This window comes from Amorphoplanes friuliensis DSM 7358 (assembly GCF_000494755.1).
Lineage (GTDB): Bacteria > Actinomycetota > Actinomycetes > Mycobacteriales > Micromonosporaceae > Actinoplanes > Actinoplanes friuliensis.
Genome location: NC_022657.1, coordinates 3,760,058 through 3,774,590, shown reverse-complemented (window position 1 = coordinate 3,774,590; position 14,533 = coordinate 3,760,058). Strand labels below are relative to the sequence as shown.

Genomic DNA, 14,533 nt, shown 5'->3' with positions numbered 1-14,533 from the left:
GTTGTGAGCACACCCATCTACGAAATCGACTCCGACGTGTCCCCCGCGGGCGTCCTGCGGGTGCGACTGGCGGGCGACTTCGACATGAGCGTCGCGACCGAGTTGTCCGAGTCCCTGGTCGCCTCGGCCCGCACGCCGGGCGTGGACCGCGTCGTCGTCGACCTCGAGCACACCAAGTTCCTCGACTCGCACGGCCTGGCCGCGCTGATCGCCGGTTTTGACGCCGCCGTCCAGGAGGGACGATCCTTCACCGTGGCCAACGCCCACGGGATGGTCCGGCAGGTCCTCGACATCACCGGCCTGGCCGAGGTCCTGATCGCGCCCTAGATCGGGAAGGACGCCCAGACGTGCTTGTCGGTGTCGGTGGCGTACCAGCACAACTCGCCGGCCAGGGTGCGGGCGATCTGCAGGCCCCGGCCGCCGCTGTCCGCGTGGTGGGCGTTCGCGAGGAGCGGCACCCCCGTCAGGTCACTGTCGGCGACGTCGAGGATGAATTCCCCGTCGCCGCGCAGCAGGCGGACGTCGGCCGGCAGGCGGCCGTGACGGATGGCGTTGCTGGCCAGTTCGGTCGCCACCAGAACGATCCGCTCACCCAGGTCGCCGGTGCCGACCAGGAGGTGCAGCCCGGACCGCATCGAGCGCAGTTCGTCACCGCTGGACAGGAGCCATCGCTGCAATTCGACCGCCCGGGCGGGCGGTCCGGCGGAACGCAGGAGACTCATGGCTTCGCTCAATGCCCCGCGGGATCATGTGGAAACCCTTCATGTTTGTCTCGCCCCGGTTACTTTGCTCCGGGGCAGGCGTCCGGCCCGGGAAAATCCGGTCAGCCCGGCGCCCCGCACGATCACCTCGAAGTCCAGATTCAACCGCAAAGGCCTGGTCACGGCCTGTCTCCAGGTCACCCGCAGGCCGTCGGCGGTGTCCGTGAGGCCGATGTCGGTCAGAACGACCGTCTCGCCGCTGCCGGTTGCGGTGCCGCTGACCACGCCTTCACTCTCGGTGAAGACATAGACGGCGGCGAGGGTGCCGATCGGCGTCCGCACGCTCAGGTCCCAGGTTCCCGCGACGGTGTCCACGGGCTCAGACCTCGACCGGGGTGCGGCCGGTGTTCGCCCACACCGTGCCCCGCCGGTCGTACTGGAAGAGGAGCTCGACCGCGTGGGCGATCCGCGGTCCGTAGGCGTGGTCGAGCAGGTGGAAGGCCAGATCCAGGCCGGAGGTGACACCGCCTCCGCTGATCAGGTCGCCGTCGTCGACCACCCGCGCGGGCACGGCGTTCACGCCGGTGGCCTCCAGCATGTCCATGCCCTGGGCGTGGGTCACCGCGTACCGGCCCTCGAGGAGGCCGGCCATGGCCAGGGCGAGGGAGCCGCCGCAGACCGTCGCCACGGTGACCTCGGGGTTGTCCAGGGCCCGCCGCATCAGCGGCACGGCGGCGGTCGTGCCGAAACGGGCCAGCAGGACCGGGATCGTCGCGACCCCGGCGTCGGGGTCACCGGCGACCGGCCCGCAGACGCCCGGCACCACGACGAACCCGGGGCGGTCCGGGTCCAGAACTGAGGTCGCCCGCAGCGTCAGGCCGCGGTTGCCGCTCACCACGTCGCGCGCCCCCTCCGCGGAGACGAGCTCGACCCGCGGTCCGCCACCGGCCGCGTCACTGCCGGCCGTGAGCACCTCGTACGGGGCGACGACGTCCAGCGGGTCGAACCCGTCGTACAGAACGATCTGCGTATCCATGCGTCCATGGTCGTCAGGGGCCGCCGGGGTCACCAGTGGCAAGAATGCCAGCCGCCGATTGTTTCTTGCCAGCCGCAGTCGTTAGGCTCCCGCCGTGCATTCCGTGTTCGTCCTCGCCCTGCCGGACTCCATCGGGTTCGACCTGACCACGCCGATCGAGATCTTCGGCCGGAGCCCGGGGTACCGCGTCGAGATCTGCTCACCCGATCCGCTGATCAACGCCGGACCGTTCCGGCTCGCCACCGATCACCGGCTCGACGCCCTCGCGACCGCCGGCACGATCGTGCTGCCCGGTCGTGAGGACCCCGCCGCCCCGATCGACGCCCCGGTCCTCGACGCCCTGCGCGAGGCGGCCGCCGCCGGGACACGCATCGTGTCCATCTGCGTCGGCGCTTTCACCCTCGCGGCCACCGGGCTGCTCGACGGCCGCCGCGCCACGACCCACTGGGCCGCCGCCGGCCTGTTCCGCCGGACCCACCCCGCGGTCACCCTCGACCCCGACGTCCTCTACGTCGACGAGGGGCAGTTCGTGACGTCGGCCGGCGCCACCGCGGGCATCGACATGTGCCTGCACCTGATCGGGCGCGACCACGGCGCCGCGGCCGCCGCCGACGCCTCCCGCCTGGCCGTGGCGCCGCTGCACCGCGACGGCGGGCAGGCGCAGTACATCGTGCGGAACCGTGCCGCCGAGACGCCGACAGGGCTGTCCGCCGTGCTCGAGTGGATCGAGGAGAACGCGTACCGCGACCTGACCCTGGCCGACATCGCCGGGCGGGCCGGGCTGAGCACCCGCACCCTGAACCGCCGCTTCCACGAGGAGACCGGCCGCACACCGCTGCAGTGGCTCATCGGCGTCCGCGTACGGCAGGCGCAGGAGTTGCTCGAGCGGACCGGTCACGGCGTCGACCGCATCGCGCACGAGGTCGGCTTCGCCTCACCGGCGACCTTCCGCACGCACTTCAAGCGGCTCAGCGGGGTCGGGCCCCAGGCCTACCGGGCCACCTTCCGCAGCGCCTGAGCTTCGCTCATTTCCAGTGCCTGGCGTACTTGCGGCGGTACTTCAGGTCCGGCTCCTCGTCGATCAGCTCGCGGGCGGTGGATTCGATCACCGGGTCGGCCATGCTGGCGTGCAACTTCCGCAGACTCTCGACGATGTCGTTGCGTACCAGGGTGCCGTTCTTCTCCGAAGTGCTGTCCCGGTAACGCCGCGCCAGCGCGGTGACGACCGCCGCGCGGGCGGCGTCGCTGCCCAGGCCGACCTTCCACAGTGACTGCAGGCAGTGCCGCGCGGTGACGAAGCGCTCGTCCCAGGTCACGGCGACCAGGGCGTCGAGGTCGGCGCCGATGATCCGTCCGGTGGGGTCCTGCGCGGCGTGGTTGCAGAGCAACTGCGCGGCGATGGCCCGGTTGTGGTTGTCCTTGTCGGCCAGATGGGCGACCAGCTCGTCCCACGGGACGCCCGGCACGGTCTCCGCCATGGACGCGGCGTAGGCCTCGTTCTGCCGCTGCCGGTCGGTGCCCCAGAGATCCGCGGTCATCTCGGCAGGCTAACGGGTCGGTGGACCGGCCGGGCGTACCGTACGGCCATCTTCTGTTCATGTTGTGTCCGGCCACGACACACGGCCGCTGCCTAGCGTCAGGGCATGACTGAACGACCCCGGCTGCTACCCCTGCTCGGCCAGGCCGGCCACAGTGGGCGCGACTCGATGACCTGCCTCTACCGCTGCGGCAACGCCTGCGATCACCCCGTGCCGAACAAGTCGGACAACCCGTACCTGGGTGACGTCGTCAACGCGGAGATGTCACGCCGCGGTGTCGTCCGTGCGGGTGCCGTCGGCGCCCTGGTGCTCGGTCTCGGTGGGACGGCCGCCGCAACAGCGAGTCCGGCCGCGGCCGCCGAGGTGGCGCCGGCGATGCCCGGCACCCTGAAGAAGGGCAAGGCCGGGCCGCTCACCTTCAAGGCGATCCCGCCGAACCGCCTCGACAACCTGATCGTCCCCAACGGGTACGACTCGGCCGTGGTCATGCGCTGGGGTGACCCGGTGCTGCCCGGCGCGCCCGGTCTCGACGTCACGAAGCAGACCGCGAAGCGTCAGTCCGCGCAGTTCGGCTACAACAACGACTTCGTCGGTGTGCTGCCGTTGCGCGGTGACCGCCGGGCGCTGCTCGTGGTCAATCACGAGTACACCAACGAGGAGCTGATGTTCCCGGGCTTCACCAGCCTGGAGGCCCTGACCGTCGACCAGGTCGAGGTGGCCATGGCCGCGCACGGCCTCTCGGTGGTCGAGCTCGAGCGGGTCGACGGCACCGGACAGTGGCAGCCCGTCCGCGGACGGCACCTGCCCTACAACCGCCGGATCACCGCGCTGGCGACGTCGTTCGCGTTCACCGGCCCGGCCGCCGGCTCCGCCTGGCTCAGGACCGCGGCGGACCCGAAGGGCACCACGGCGATCGGAACGCTCAACAACTGCTCCGGCGGGGTCACCCCGTGGGGAACGGTGCTGTCCGGCGAGGAGAACTTCAACCAGTACTTCGTCGGCGGTGACGGCGCGCCCGAGGCACTCAAGCCGAAGCTGGCGCGGTACGGCATTTCGACCACTGCTCGCGTACCGGCCGGGTCTCGCCGCTGGGAACGCGCGCAGGAGCGCTTCGACCTGGCCAAGCACCCGCACGAGGCGCACCGCTTCGGCTGGATCGTCGAGGTCGACCCGTTCGACCCCGAGTCCCGTCCGCGCAAGCACACCGCGCTCGGCCGGCTCAAGCACGAGGGCGCCAACGTCATCGTGGCCAAGAACGGCAAGGTCGTCGCGTACATGGGTGACGACGAACGCTTCGACTACCTGTACAAGTTCGTCTCCGACAAGAAGTACCTGCCGGGCGACTCCGCCTACGCGCGGCGGCACAACCTCACCCTGCTGGAGTCGGGGACGCTCTACGTCGCCAAGGTCACCGGCGACAGCCCGGCGGGCGAGATCGACGGGTCCGGCAAGCTGCCGTCCGACGGCGCCTTCGACGGTACGGGCACCTGGATCAAACTCGTGTCGGGCAATCGCTCGTACGTGCCCGGGATGACCGCCGCCGACGTCCTCACGTTCACCCGCCTCGCCGGTGACGCCGTCCTCGCGACGAAGATGGACCGTCCCGAGGACGTCCAGCCGAGCCTGCGCACCGGCAAGGTCTACGCCGCGATGACCAACAACTCCAACCGTGGTGTCGGCACGAACCCCGGCCCGGACGAGGCGAACCCGCGCAACGCCAACAAGCACGGGCACATCTTCGAGCTGGTCGAACAGGGCGGCGACAACACCGCCGAGTCGTTCACCTGGTCACTGCCGATCGTCTGCGGCGACCCGGCCGACCCCTCGACCTACTTCGCCGGCTACGACAAGGCGGCCGTCTCGCCCATCTCCTGCCCCGACAACGTGGCGTTCGACAGCGCCGGCAACCTGTGGATCTCCACCGACGGCAACGCGCTGGGCGCCAACGACGGCCTCTTCGCCACCGCCATCGAGGGTTCGGAACGCGGACACCTCAAGCAGTTCCTGACCGTCCCGTACGGCGCGGAGACCTGCGGCCCGTTCATCACCGGCGACGACCGCTCGGTCTTCGCCGCCGTCCAGCACCCGGGTGAGATCACCGGCGCCAGCCTGGAGAAGCCGGCCTCGACCTGGCCGGACGGCGACTTCGCCAAGCCCGCGGTCGTGGTGACCTGGCGTCTCGACGGCGGCCCGGTCGGCAGCTGACCCGCTCCACCATCACGGCAAACGCCCATCCGGCCCGCTGCGGCCGGGTGGGCGTACGTGCGGGGCGGCCCGGCCGCTCTTCGCGCGAGAAGTTCAGCGGATGACGGCCCGGGACGGGTTCAGGCCCGGCTCGAAAACCGCGACCGCCTTCCCGTCCGCGGTGGAGGCCACCCACGGATGACCGAGGTAGGTCTGCTGGGTGTAGGCCTCCCCGGGCCCCAGCACCTGGTACTGCACCCGCTTGCCGTCCGGCCCGAGCCAGGAGACCGTCACCGGCTCGGCGCGGGTGTTGAAGAAGGCCACCTGGGTCGCCTGCCCGTTGCCGGCCGACCGCAGGCCTGCTTCGGCAGAGCCCGGCAGCGCCGTGAGCTCGGGCCAGGCCCCGATGTCAGGGCCGGCCGGCAGCGGCGCCGAGCCCTCGGCCGGTTCGGTGACCACCGCGGCCGTGGGCCGGGCGATCGGCTCGGGGTCGGGCAGCTGACTCTCGGCGCGGAGCAGGAAGAACAACACCGCGGCCCCGGAGAAACAGACCAGGGCGGCGAGCACGGCGGCACCGCCGAGCACCCACGGCAGCCGGCTCCGGCGAGGCGGCGGAACGTATGTCACCCCGTCACCGTATTCAGCCGGTCAACCCGCGTGGTGAGATGAGCTCATGGATCGGCTCCGACCTGCGACGACCGCCGACACCACCGCGATCCGTGAGCTGGTGCGGCTCGCCTTCTCCCGGTACACGCCCCGCATCGGCGAGGAACCCGCGCCGATCGGCGCAGACTACGCCTCACTGACCGCCCGCGGCCTCTGCTGGGTCGCCGAACTCGACGGACGCATCGGCGGCCTGGTCGTCCTCGTGCCCGCCGGCGACCACCTGGAGGTGGAAACCCTCGCGGTGGCCCCGGACCTGCAGGGCCGCGGCGTGGGCACACGGCTGCTCGCCCTCGCCGACGAGCAGGCCACCGCCGCGGGTTTCACCGAGATCCGGCTGTGCACCAACGAGAAGATGACCGAGAACCTGGCGTTCTACCCCCGCCACGGCTTCCGGGAGACACACCGCGCCGAACAGGACGGCTTCTGCCGCGTCTTCTTCGTCAGAGAAATCGTCGCACCGGCGGGGTAGCGTGAACCATCGCTACGGCCGCGGAGGTGCCAGGTGGACGACGCCGAGAACCGCCGCTTCGGTGACATCGCTGCCCGCCTTCGCGACGAGGGGGTCGGCCGGCCCGCTCCGCGCCGCCGGCGCCCCTGGGCCCTGATCGCCGGGGTGGTCTTCGTCGCCGCCGCGATCCTCCTGCTGGCGTTCGGCGGGGTCAAGGGGGCCGTCCTGGCCATCGTGCCGTGGCTGCTGGGCATGGCCTGCGTCCTCAAGGGCCGCGGCTGACGCCTCCAGCCCGGGCTCTTCAGCCGGCGGTGAGCTCGCGTTGGTAGAGAACCGTGTCGATCCAGCGGTCGTGTTTGAAACCGACGGCGGTGAGGCGTCCCGCCTCACTGAAGCCGAGCCTGCGGTGCAGTGCCGCCGAGGCCGGGTCGCCCACATCGGTGATGACGGCGATCATCCGGCACATCCCGGCCTCCGCACTGCGACGAATCAGCTCGGTCAGCAGCAGACGCCCGGCCCCACGCCCACCCTCACCCGGCGCGACGTAGATCGTGTCCTCGACCGTGTAGCGGTACGCGGGCTTCGGCCGGAACGGCGCCGCGTACGCAAACCCCACCACGTCGTCGCCGGCCCGGGCCACCAGGAACGGCAGGCCGCGGGCCTGAACGGTCTCGAGCTTGTGCCGCCAGTCATCCCCGGACGGCGCGACCTCGTCGAAGGTGGCCAGCGAATGCTCGACGAAGTGCCCGTAGATCTCCGTGATCCGGTCCACGTCCGCCCCGCGCGCCTCGGCGATCCTCATCTCACCCCTCCGGTCGATCATTTTCCTGCAAAGTAACAACCCTCCGGGTGCATCCACCGGGGCCGCCACGGGCGTAGCCCTTCACGAGGACAGCGATCCGCGCGAGGAAGACGAGGTACCACCGTGCAGGCCACCCACACTGTCGAAGAGATCATCAACTGGCTGCAGGCAGCGGTCTGGGACCTCTCCTGCGCCGGCGAGGTCGAACCGGAACAGGCAGTACGCCTCCACCAGGCCGCCCGGCTGCTGGCCGCGGCGAGCGACCGGGTCCTGCAGACCACGATCCAGCCGGTCGCCGACTGAGCCAGCCCACCCCACGCCGGCCGGGCACGCAGCATTGACTCACCCGCTCCCGGCCGGCGACCAGGGCGTTCCGCCGACCATGTCGACGTGAACTCGCCACCCAAACCGTGCCTCCCCAGCCGACGCCCGTGACACGCCCGGCCGCGTGACTGCACTTTCAAGCCCTTACCTACGGCCGCGCGCTTTTGTCGGCATGCCCCGGCGGCACGGCTGCGGAGGTGCCCTCAGCCCGCAGCTGGCCACTTTTGTCGATGACCCCGGGCCGTGGCTACGCACTTTCGTCCAAACCCCGACCTCCAGCTGCGCGCTTTCGTCGACGAACCCCCGCCTCCAGCTGCGCATATTCGTCGAAGCCCCGGGCCGTAACCACGCGCTCCTGACGAACCCGCGGCCGTAATTGCGCGCCCCTATCGACCCCGGCTGTCATTGCGCGCTCTGATCAACAACTCAAGCGTGGGCTATGCCCTTCGTTCAACCGGGCGCGTAGCTGCACGATTTTGTCGGCAACCCCAGGCCCTATGACTACTCGTTTCGTCAACGACCCCGGGCTGGAACCATGCGCTTTTGTCCAAACACCGGCACGGAGCCCGTGGGCTTCGCACCAACCCCCCGCCTGCAGCTGCGCACTTACGTCGACGAACGCTCCGGCTGCAACTGCGCGCTTTCGTTGACAACTCCGGGAGTGGGCCACGCGCTTTGGTCCGAACACCGGCGCGGAGCCGTGCGCTTCGCCACCAACCCCCGCCTGCAGCCGGGTGCTCTCGTCGCCGAACCTGCCTGCAGCTGCGCGCTCTCGTCGACGACTTCGGGCGTGGGCCATGCGCTTTTCCTGAACATCGGCGCGGAGCCTTGCGCTTCGCCGCCAAACCCCGCCTACGGCTGCGTGCTCTCATCGCCGAACCCCCGGCCTGCAGCTGCGCGCTTTCGTTGAGGGACCCCCGCCTACAGCTACGGCATTCGTCCAAACCCTGTCCCTCCAGCTTCGTGCTTTCCTCGAAACCCCGGGCTGTGGCTACGCACCTTGGTCCAACCAAGACCAGAAGTTGAGCGCTTCGTCGACCCACCGGTAGCTACGCGCTTTTGTCCAATCCACAGCCTGCAGCTGCGCACTTGTCCGAACCCCGGCCTGCACGGCCGCGCTTTCGTCGGCGTGGCCGGCCGCGTTTGCGGGTCCGCCTCGGCCGGTTAGGCGCGTGCTTCTGACGACCGCCCACGGCCGTGAACGCGTGCTCGTGACGAGACGGCAACGGCCTCAAGGGCGGCACTAGCCCCGCCGCGCGGGGATCTCGGCCGGCGGCTTCTCGGCGCATGGTGCTCGGGTGTGGGGTGCGGCGCACACCCCGCAGGGCATCCTAGGAGGATAGGTAGCAGGGTTGAAGGAACCGGGGCGGCTGGGTGGGCGTCGGAGGGTGCGGAGGTGTGACGATGAGCCGACCCGGAGCGTTGATCACGATCGGGGCGCTGATCGCGCTGCTGGCCTCGGCCTGTGGTGGGCCGCCCGAGGCGTCCCCGCAGGTCAACGAGGCCTGGCGTTCGTGTGAGGCCGAACCCGCGGTTGACGCCGCCTCGCCACTCCCCCGGCTCGATGACAGTTTCGCCCCCGTGGCGGCGATCGTCTGCTTCACCGGGCCGGCCCGCCGCGCCGACGGCGGCGAGAGTCAGGTCGCGACCGAGAGTCGTGCCGACGACATCACCAGCCTGCTGGCCGCGTTGCGGTTGAAGGACGAACGGCGGACGAACGGCGCTTGCACCCTGGAGCTGCCCGTCATCCCCCGTCTGGTGCTGCTGGATCGTGACGGCCGGTGGATCACCCCGGGGATCCCCCAGGACTCCTGCGGCAAGGTCCGGGTCGAGGTCCGCCGGGCCGTCGGAGATCTACGTCTGACGCCCGTCTCGTCGCGCCCGGTTCGCGAGCTCGAGTCGGCTGAGGCCGCCCGGACGGGCTGCGGCCAGCATCGGGCCGACATGATCGGTGCCACGATCGCCATGGGCACCAGGTCGGGTTCGAAAACGGGCCTGCTTCCGGCCGGCGCCGGGGCCGTGAGGATGTGCGTCTACCGGGTGCCGGCCGACCAGCAGGGGTCGGGCAAGCCCGCCGGCGATTTCCTCTCCGGTCGGGCGCTGTCCGGCAGGGAGTGGGCTGCGGCAAAGGCGGCGATCGAGAACGCTCCGGCGGCGAAGGACTGCACGACACACGCCGGCCGCTTTACCGTCCTGCTCACCGGGGGCGACGACGTCTACGTGGAACTCGACGGTTGCGAGCGCCTGCTGGCCGGGTCCTTCCTCGGACAGAGCAGCCGGGCCCTGCAGGACCTCCTGGCGAAGAGCAACTAAGCCGGCCCGTACGCGGTGAGGCCGCTCCAGGCGACGTAGTCCTCCGGGGTGCCGTCGGCGAGGGCCGACCGGGCGTGCCAGACCGCTGTCGCCAGTGTGTCGCCCTGGCCGATGCGTTCGTGGAGAACGGTCATCGGGCCTGCGCAGGCGCCGTCCGGGATCGGGACCTCGGCCGCGACGAGGCCGGCGGTGCCGTTGGACATCAGGGCGCTGACGAAGCCGAGCATCTCGTTGCCGCCGTACGGCTGCTGGGTGCCCGAGTCGCAGGAGGCCAGGACCACCCGGTGCGGGGCGACGCCGCGGGCCAGCATCTCGTAGAGCGTCAGCGGGCCGTCGCTCAACTCGAGGGCCGAGAAGAGCGGGCTGTCCGACCGGAAGAGTCCGTGGCAGGCGAGGTGTGCGAGGTCCGCGCCCTTGATGAGCTCGACCGCGGCGTCCACGGTGCTGTCCGGGGGCAGGAGCGTGACGACTTCCTTGTGCCCGGCGGCCACCGCGTGCGCCTCCTCGATGGCGCCGGGGAGGTCCGGGCCGGCGATCACCGCGACGCGGACCGGGCTGTCGGTGCGGGTGCGCCGGGCCCGGGCCCACAGGCCGCCGGACGGTGTCACGGAGACGGGCGCGGGGTGCAGCGGGGACCACAGCACCCGGAGCAGCTCGCCCGACGGGACGACGACCAGCGGCACGTCGGCGGGCACACCCAGCGGCACGATCAGCTGGCGGGACAGCGCGTCGAAGGCGCTTTGCGCCGCGGTACGGGCCGCGGCCGAGAAGCGGGTGCCGTGCAGCAGGCGGCGCAGGCCGAACGCCGCCGCGTCCGCCTCCTGCAGGACCGGGGCGATCGGGCCGAGCTCGACCATGCGGGTGCGGCGCGGCTCTACCACGACGGCGAGGATCTGACCGTCGACAACGGCGAACTCCGCCAGCCACTGGCCGTCCAGGGCGGCGCGCAGGTCCGCGGCCGAGGCGAGCGCGGCCGCCTCCCCGCCGACGTCCTCGCCCGCCCAGGAGCGGCGGCGGATGCGGGTCTCCAGGGCGCTCTGGCGGGTGAGCAGCGCCGGGGGCTCCTCGCCGCGTTCGAGGCGGGCCGTGCGGAGCTCCTGCTCGACGCCGCGCAGCGCGATGACGTCCTGGTCGACGCCGGTCGCCGGGGGCTGGACGCGCAGCAGGGCGGCTGTCCGGGTGCGTTCCAGCCAGCCGAGGATGCGGCCGGCCGAGGCGGTCGGGAGCAGCCGGCGCAGGCCGAGCTCACCGAGCTCGGCGCCGTGACCGGCGGCGAGGACCCGCAGCTCCAGCGAGGGCAGGGCGGCACGGTGGCGGGCGAGGTCCCGCAGACCGCGTGAGCATTCGCTGACGACGTCGCCGGTGCCCTCGGCCTCGGCCAGCAGCGCCCGCGCCAGGTTGCCCCGCAGGCGGACCAGCAGCGACTGGTCGCGGGCCAGGTCACCGGCGAGGGTCAGCGCACGGCGGGCGGCGGGTCGCTGCCCCAGGGCCAGCGCGGTCCGGCCGGCGGCGAGGTGGCCGTACACGGCCTCGGTGCGCAGGCCGAGGCGCTGCAGGGTGGCCGCGGCACCGCCGAGCCGGCGTAACACCTCGGGTGAGTGACCGTCGCACGCCGCCCGGGCCTGAGCCTCGGTGACCGCGGCGCGCGCCGCCCAGGCGGGCCGCCGCTGCCGCCGGAAGTCGTCGGCCGCGGCGGCGGCGTCGGTCAGGGCCGTGGCGCAGTCGCCGAGCTCCAGGGCCAGACGGGCGCAGCGCAGACGGGCCTCGGGGGCCATCAGCCGGGCGCCGTGGCGGTCGAACTCCACCTCGGCCGACCGCGCGGCGGCCATCGCCTCGTCGAGCAGGCGCAGGTCGTTGAGGACCTCGGCGTACTCGAGCTGGTGCTCGCCCAGGGGCAGCCCGGCGGCGGCGTGCAGGCGGCCGGCCTCCTCGAAGCGGCGGACGCTGGCGGCGAGCTGTCCGGCGTGGAAGGTCGACCAGGCGCGGCTGTTGGCGATGACCGCGAGCAGGCGCGGGCTCAGCTCGCGGCACAGCTCGGCGGCGTGGGCGAGGTGGTCGAGGGCCTCGTGCGGGCGGCCGAGCTGTGTCAGGGCGTTCGCCAGGTTGTTCGCCGCCTTGACCCAGACGACCGGCGGGCAGGCCGGGTCGGCGAGCACCTCCTGGTAGGCCTGCTCGGCGGCGCGCACCCGGCCACGGTTGTGGTCGAGGATGGCCAGCTGCAGGTGCAGGTCGGGGCGCTCCTCGGGGGCGACCAGCGGCTCGGCACGCCGCAGATCGCGGGCGGCGGCGTCGTAGCGGCCGAGCTCGTGCAGCGCGACGGACCGGGTCACCAGCAGGTCGCCGAGGCGCCCCGGGAGGCCGTGCGACTCGGCGAGGCGGACGGCCTGCTCGATGAGCCGGCGGGCGCCGTCGTTGTCGAGCGCGACGTGCCGCGCCCAGGCCTGGGCGCGCAGACCCACGACCAGCGCCTCGATGTCACCGGCGGCCCGGGCCACCCGAACGGCTTCTTCTGCCTCGGGGGCGTATCTGGCCGGATCCAGAACGACTCTTCTGTACGCGGCGTCCGCCTCGGCAATGAGGCTCACCTGAATGTCCAATGCGCACCGCCCCGATCGACGACGCCAGCCTATCGATGGAGAGGGACAGTAAGCCATGACCCAGAACTGGCCACTTCCGGACCACCGCACCGCCGGGCAGATCGCTCAGGACCAGGTGGCTGTCCGCGCCCAGGTCGCCAATCTCGTCTCGCCGGCCGCGGACGTCGCGGCCCGGCGGGATCTCGACGGCATCGTGGAGCGGATCCGCCGGCGCCAGCTCGCGGCGACCGACGAGCACGCGACACGCTTCGTGAGTTTCAGCCCTTCGGACGGCGCCGGCCCGTTGCTGTGCGCGGAGGGCGAGCTTGTCATCGACGGCGGCGCCGCGCAGGCCCCCCGGCTGCGCGGCCTGCTGTCCGGATTTGCGGCGGCGGACCGCACCGATCGCAGCGCCCGGCGCCGCACCCGTGTTGTCCGCAGCACCTCGGCACGGTCCTTCGAGGAGTTGCGCGCCGAGGCCAAGCGGCTCCGCGACGACCACAACGTCATGGCGAACGTCAACGCCATCGTCCCGCTCGGCTACATCGTCAAGGGCAACTCGTACCCCGGGGCGACGACCGCCCCGCCTCCGTTCACGAGCAACGGCGGTGGTGCACCGGTGCGGGTCGCCGTCATCGACACCGGGCTGACCGCCACGCCCCGTACCGACTCGTGGGACGCCGGCATGGTGCGCGAGGGCACCGATCTGGTGAACGTGCTGGCGCCGCTGGACCGGATCGACTGGTTCGCCGGCCACGGGACGTTCGCGGCCGGGATCGTCCGGCAGATCGCCCCGGACTGCGAGGTGGTGGTCTACCGCTTCACCTGCACCGACGGCCTGGGCACCGACGAGGCGGCCGCGGACATGATGATCCGGGCCGCCGACGAGGCCGCGGGACAGCGTCTGATCATCAACGCCTCGTTCGGCGCGCCGGCGGTCGACGGCATTCCGCCTCTCGCGATGCGGGAAGCCGTGGAGTACATCACCGAGACGTACCCGAAGGTCCTGATCGTGGCGAGCGCGGGCAACGACGGCCTGGACGAGCCGCTCTATCCGGCGGCCTTCCCGGGGGTCAAGGCGGTCGGCGCGCTGAACAGCGACCTGACTCCCGCGGCGTTCTCCAACCACGGCAGCTGGGTGCAGTGCTCGACCGTCGGGGTCGGGATCGTGTCGACGTTCGTCGAGGGCAAGCTGCCGCCGGAGGACAACATCGGGACGGACGTCACCTTCCCGGCGAACTCCTGGGCGACGTGGAGCGGCACCTCCTTCACGGCGCCGCAGATCGCCGGGGCGGCGGCCGCCCTCTGCGGCGAGGACGGCGCCCTGCTGCCGTCGGCCGCCTTCGATCAGCTCGTCGCGGCCGGCGATCCCGTGCCCGGTCTGGGGGCGGCGGTGCACCTGCTGCCCGGCACCCCCACCTGATCAGAGCAGGGTCCACTGGGTGGCGACCGCCGGCCAGTCGGCCCTGCGGCAGGTGAGCCTCATCGGTCCCGGAAGCACGTCGTCGATGACAAAAAGACCCCGGAGGTCGGCGTCGACACCGCGTGCCTGCGGGACCGCGGGCTGCCGCACCTCGATGTGCGCGGGGCCCTGCGGTGCGAGATGACCGGTGAGCCGGCGGTGCCGGCCCACCGACTCCACCTGCACCGCGATGATCAGCTCGTCGCGGCCCTGCGCGTCGACCACCTGGAAGGTCAGTTGCCGCGGCTCGCGGGCCGAGCCGCGTACGGCCACCGACCGCACGGAGGCGGCCGGGCCGTGGGAGTCCTCGACCAGCAGGGCCAGCTCGGCGTCCAGCTCACGGAGCACAAAACTCTGCCTGGCCAGCTCGAGCACCTCGGCGGGCGGCTCCTCGGCCCCGGCGAGCACGGCGCCGAGCCGGGTGAGCAGACCGTCGTCCGGCGTCATCGGATCGGTCACCGTGTCTCCTCTGGCCGGTGGGAA

The 14,533-nt window shown here is 71.9% G+C and carries 16 protein-coding genes; 8 read left to right on the top strand and 8 right to left on the bottom strand.

Annotation, left to right across the window (positions count from 1 at the left end; genetic code table 11):
• Positions 1-3: 3 nt before the first annotated feature.
• On the top strand, positions 4-327 hold the full coding sequence (locus tag AFR_RS17610; RefSeq protein WP_202964004.1) for an STAS domain-containing protein: 324 nt from the start codon (positions 4-6) through the stop codon (positions 325-327).
• Here AFR_RS17610 and AFR_RS17605 read toward each other — a convergent pair.
• Genes AFR_RS17605 through AFR_RS17595 form a run of 3 tightly spaced genes read right to left on the bottom strand, consistent with a single transcriptional unit; the run spans position 324 to position 1,737 of the window.
• Positions 324-722: an ATP-binding protein gene (locus AFR_RS17605; RefSeq protein WP_023362016.1), complete on the bottom strand. Its 399-nt coding sequence runs from the start codon at positions 720-722 to the stop codon at positions 324-326. The genes AFR_RS17610 and AFR_RS17605 overlap by 4 nt on opposite strands.
• A 39-nt stretch (positions 723-761) precedes the next feature.
• Positions 762-1,076, bottom strand: a complete 315-nt coding sequence (locus AFR_RS17600) for a hypothetical protein (RefSeq protein ID WP_023362014.1) — start codon at positions 1,074-1,076, stop codon at positions 762-764.
• Positions 1,077-1,080: 4 nt separating this feature from the next.
• Complete coding sequence (locus tag AFR_RS17595) at positions 1,081-1,737, bottom strand: DJ-1/PfpI family protein (RefSeq protein WP_023362012.1); 657 nt, start codon at positions 1,735-1,737, stop codon at positions 1,081-1,083.
• A gap of 94 nt (positions 1,738-1,831) precedes the next feature.
• On the opposite strand from AFR_RS17595, the gene AFR_RS17590 reads away from it, so the two are divergent.
• A complete protein-coding gene (locus tag AFR_RS17590; protein ID WP_041840937.1) occupies positions 1,832-2,755 on the top strand; it encodes a GlxA family transcriptional regulator in 924 nt (307 codons plus the stop codon).
• A gap of 7 nt (positions 2,756-2,762) precedes the next feature.
• Here the strand turns inward: AFR_RS17590 and AFR_RS17585 are convergent, their stop codons facing one another.
• Positions 2,763-3,275, bottom strand: a complete 513-nt coding sequence (locus AFR_RS17585) for a hypothetical protein (protein ID WP_023362008.1) — start codon at positions 3,273-3,275, stop codon at positions 2,763-2,765.
• A 105-nt stretch (positions 3,276-3,380) separates the two neighbouring features.
• Here AFR_RS17585 and AFR_RS17580 point away from each other — a divergent pair, with 105 nt between their 5' ends.
• The gene (locus tag AFR_RS17580; RefSeq protein ID WP_023362006.1) at positions 3,381-5,480 is read left to right on the top strand and encodes a PhoX family protein; all 2,100 of its coding nucleotides are present in this window, start codon (positions 3,381-3,383) and stop codon (positions 5,478-5,480) included.
• Positions 5,481-5,573: 93 nt separating this feature from the next.
• On the opposite strand, the gene AFR_RS45130 is transcribed toward AFR_RS17580, so the two are convergent.
• On the bottom strand, positions 5,574-6,086 hold the full coding sequence (locus AFR_RS45130) for a VHL beta domain-containing protein (protein WP_148307989.1): 513 nt from the start codon (positions 6,084-6,086) through the stop codon (positions 5,574-5,576).
• A 46-nt stretch (positions 6,087-6,132) separates the two neighbouring features.
• Here AFR_RS45130 and AFR_RS17570 point away from each other — a divergent pair, with 46 nt between their 5' ends.
• Together AFR_RS17570 and AFR_RS17565 are read left to right on the top strand one after the other, a co-directional pair.
• Complete coding sequence (locus tag AFR_RS17570) at positions 6,133-6,594, top strand: GNAT family N-acetyltransferase (protein ID WP_023362002.1); 462 nt, start codon at positions 6,133-6,135, stop codon at positions 6,592-6,594.
• Positions 6,595-6,627: 33 nt separating this feature from the next.
• Positions 6,628-6,855, top strand: a complete 228-nt coding sequence (locus tag AFR_RS17565) for a hypothetical protein (RefSeq protein ID WP_023362000.1) — start codon at positions 6,628-6,630, stop codon at positions 6,853-6,855.
• A 19-nt stretch (positions 6,856-6,874) separates the two neighbouring features.
• Here AFR_RS17565 and AFR_RS17560 read toward each other — a convergent pair whose 3' ends face one another.
• On the bottom strand, positions 6,875-7,396 hold the full coding sequence (locus AFR_RS17560; RefSeq protein ID WP_023361998.1) for a GNAT family N-acetyltransferase: 522 nt from the start codon (positions 7,394-7,396) through the stop codon (positions 6,875-6,877).
• 102 nt (positions 7,397-7,498) lie between these two features.
• Here AFR_RS17560 and AFR_RS17555 point away from each other — a divergent pair, with 102 nt between their 5' ends.
• Both AFR_RS17555 and AFR_RS17550 read left to right on the top strand, forming a co-directional pair.
• Positions 7,499-7,678, top strand: coding sequence for a hypothetical protein (locus tag AFR_RS17555; RefSeq protein ID WP_041840935.1), 180 nt, complete (start codon positions 7,499-7,501; stop codon positions 7,676-7,678).
• A gap of 1,425 nt (positions 7,679-9,103) precedes the next feature.
• Positions 9,104-10,012 carry a hypothetical protein gene (locus AFR_RS17550; RefSeq protein ID WP_148307988.1) on the top strand — a complete coding sequence of 303 codons (909 nt, stop codon included), beginning with the start codon at positions 9,104-9,106 and terminating at the stop codon, positions 10,010-10,012.
• On the opposite strand, the gene AFR_RS17545 is transcribed toward AFR_RS17550, so the two are convergent.
• A complete protein-coding gene (locus AFR_RS17545) occupies positions 10,009-12,597 on the bottom strand; it encodes a CHAT domain-containing protein (RefSeq protein ID WP_238547294.1) in 2,589 nt (862 codons plus the stop codon). The genes AFR_RS17550 and AFR_RS17545 overlap by 4 nt on opposite strands.
• A gap of 67 nt (positions 12,598-12,664) precedes the next feature.
• On the opposite strand from AFR_RS17545, the gene AFR_RS17540 reads away from it, so the two are divergent.
• The gene (locus tag AFR_RS17540; RefSeq protein ID WP_023361992.1) at positions 12,665-14,011 is read left to right on the top strand and encodes a S8 family peptidase; all 1,347 of its coding nucleotides are present in this window, start codon (positions 12,665-12,667) and stop codon (positions 14,009-14,011) included.
• Here the strand turns inward: AFR_RS17540 and AFR_RS17535 are convergent, their stop codons facing one another.
• The gene (locus AFR_RS17535; RefSeq protein WP_023361990.1) at positions 14,012-14,509 is read right to left on the bottom strand and encodes a hypothetical protein; all 498 of its coding nucleotides are present in this window, start codon (positions 14,507-14,509) and stop codon (positions 14,012-14,014) included. It abuts the gene before it with no gap.
• Positions 14,510-14,533 lie beyond the last annotated feature (24 nt).

Coding starts and splice junctions, on each gene's coding strand:
- AFR_RS17560 (WP_023361998.1), bottom strand. CDS start 7,396: ATGATCGACCGGAGGGGTGAGATGAGGATCGCCGAGGCGCGCGGGGCG.
- AFR_RS17550 (WP_148307988.1), top strand. CDS start 9,104: ATGAGCCGACCCGGAGCGTTGATCACGATCGGGGCGCTGATCGCGCTG.
- AFR_RS17570 (WP_023362002.1), top strand. CDS start 6,133: ATGGATCGGCTCCGACCTGCGACGACCGCCGACACCACCGCGATCCGT.
- AFR_RS17585 (WP_023362008.1), bottom strand. CDS start 3,275: ATGACCGCGGATCTCTGGGGCACCGACCGGCAGCGGCAGAACGAGGCC.
- AFR_RS17605 (WP_023362016.1), bottom strand. CDS start 722: ATGAGTCTCCTGCGTTCCGCCGGACCGCCCGCCCGGGCGGTCGAATTG.
- AFR_RS17595 (WP_023362012.1), bottom strand. CDS start 1,737: ATGGATACGCAGATCGTTCTGTACGACGGGTTCGACCCGCTGGACGTC.
- AFR_RS17540 (WP_023361992.1), top strand. CDS start 12,665: ATGACCCAGAACTGGCCACTTCCGGACCACCGCACCGCCGGGCAGATC.
- AFR_RS17580 (WP_023362006.1), top strand. CDS start 3,381: ATGACTGAACGACCCCGGCTGCTACCCCTGCTCGGCCAGGCCGGCCAC.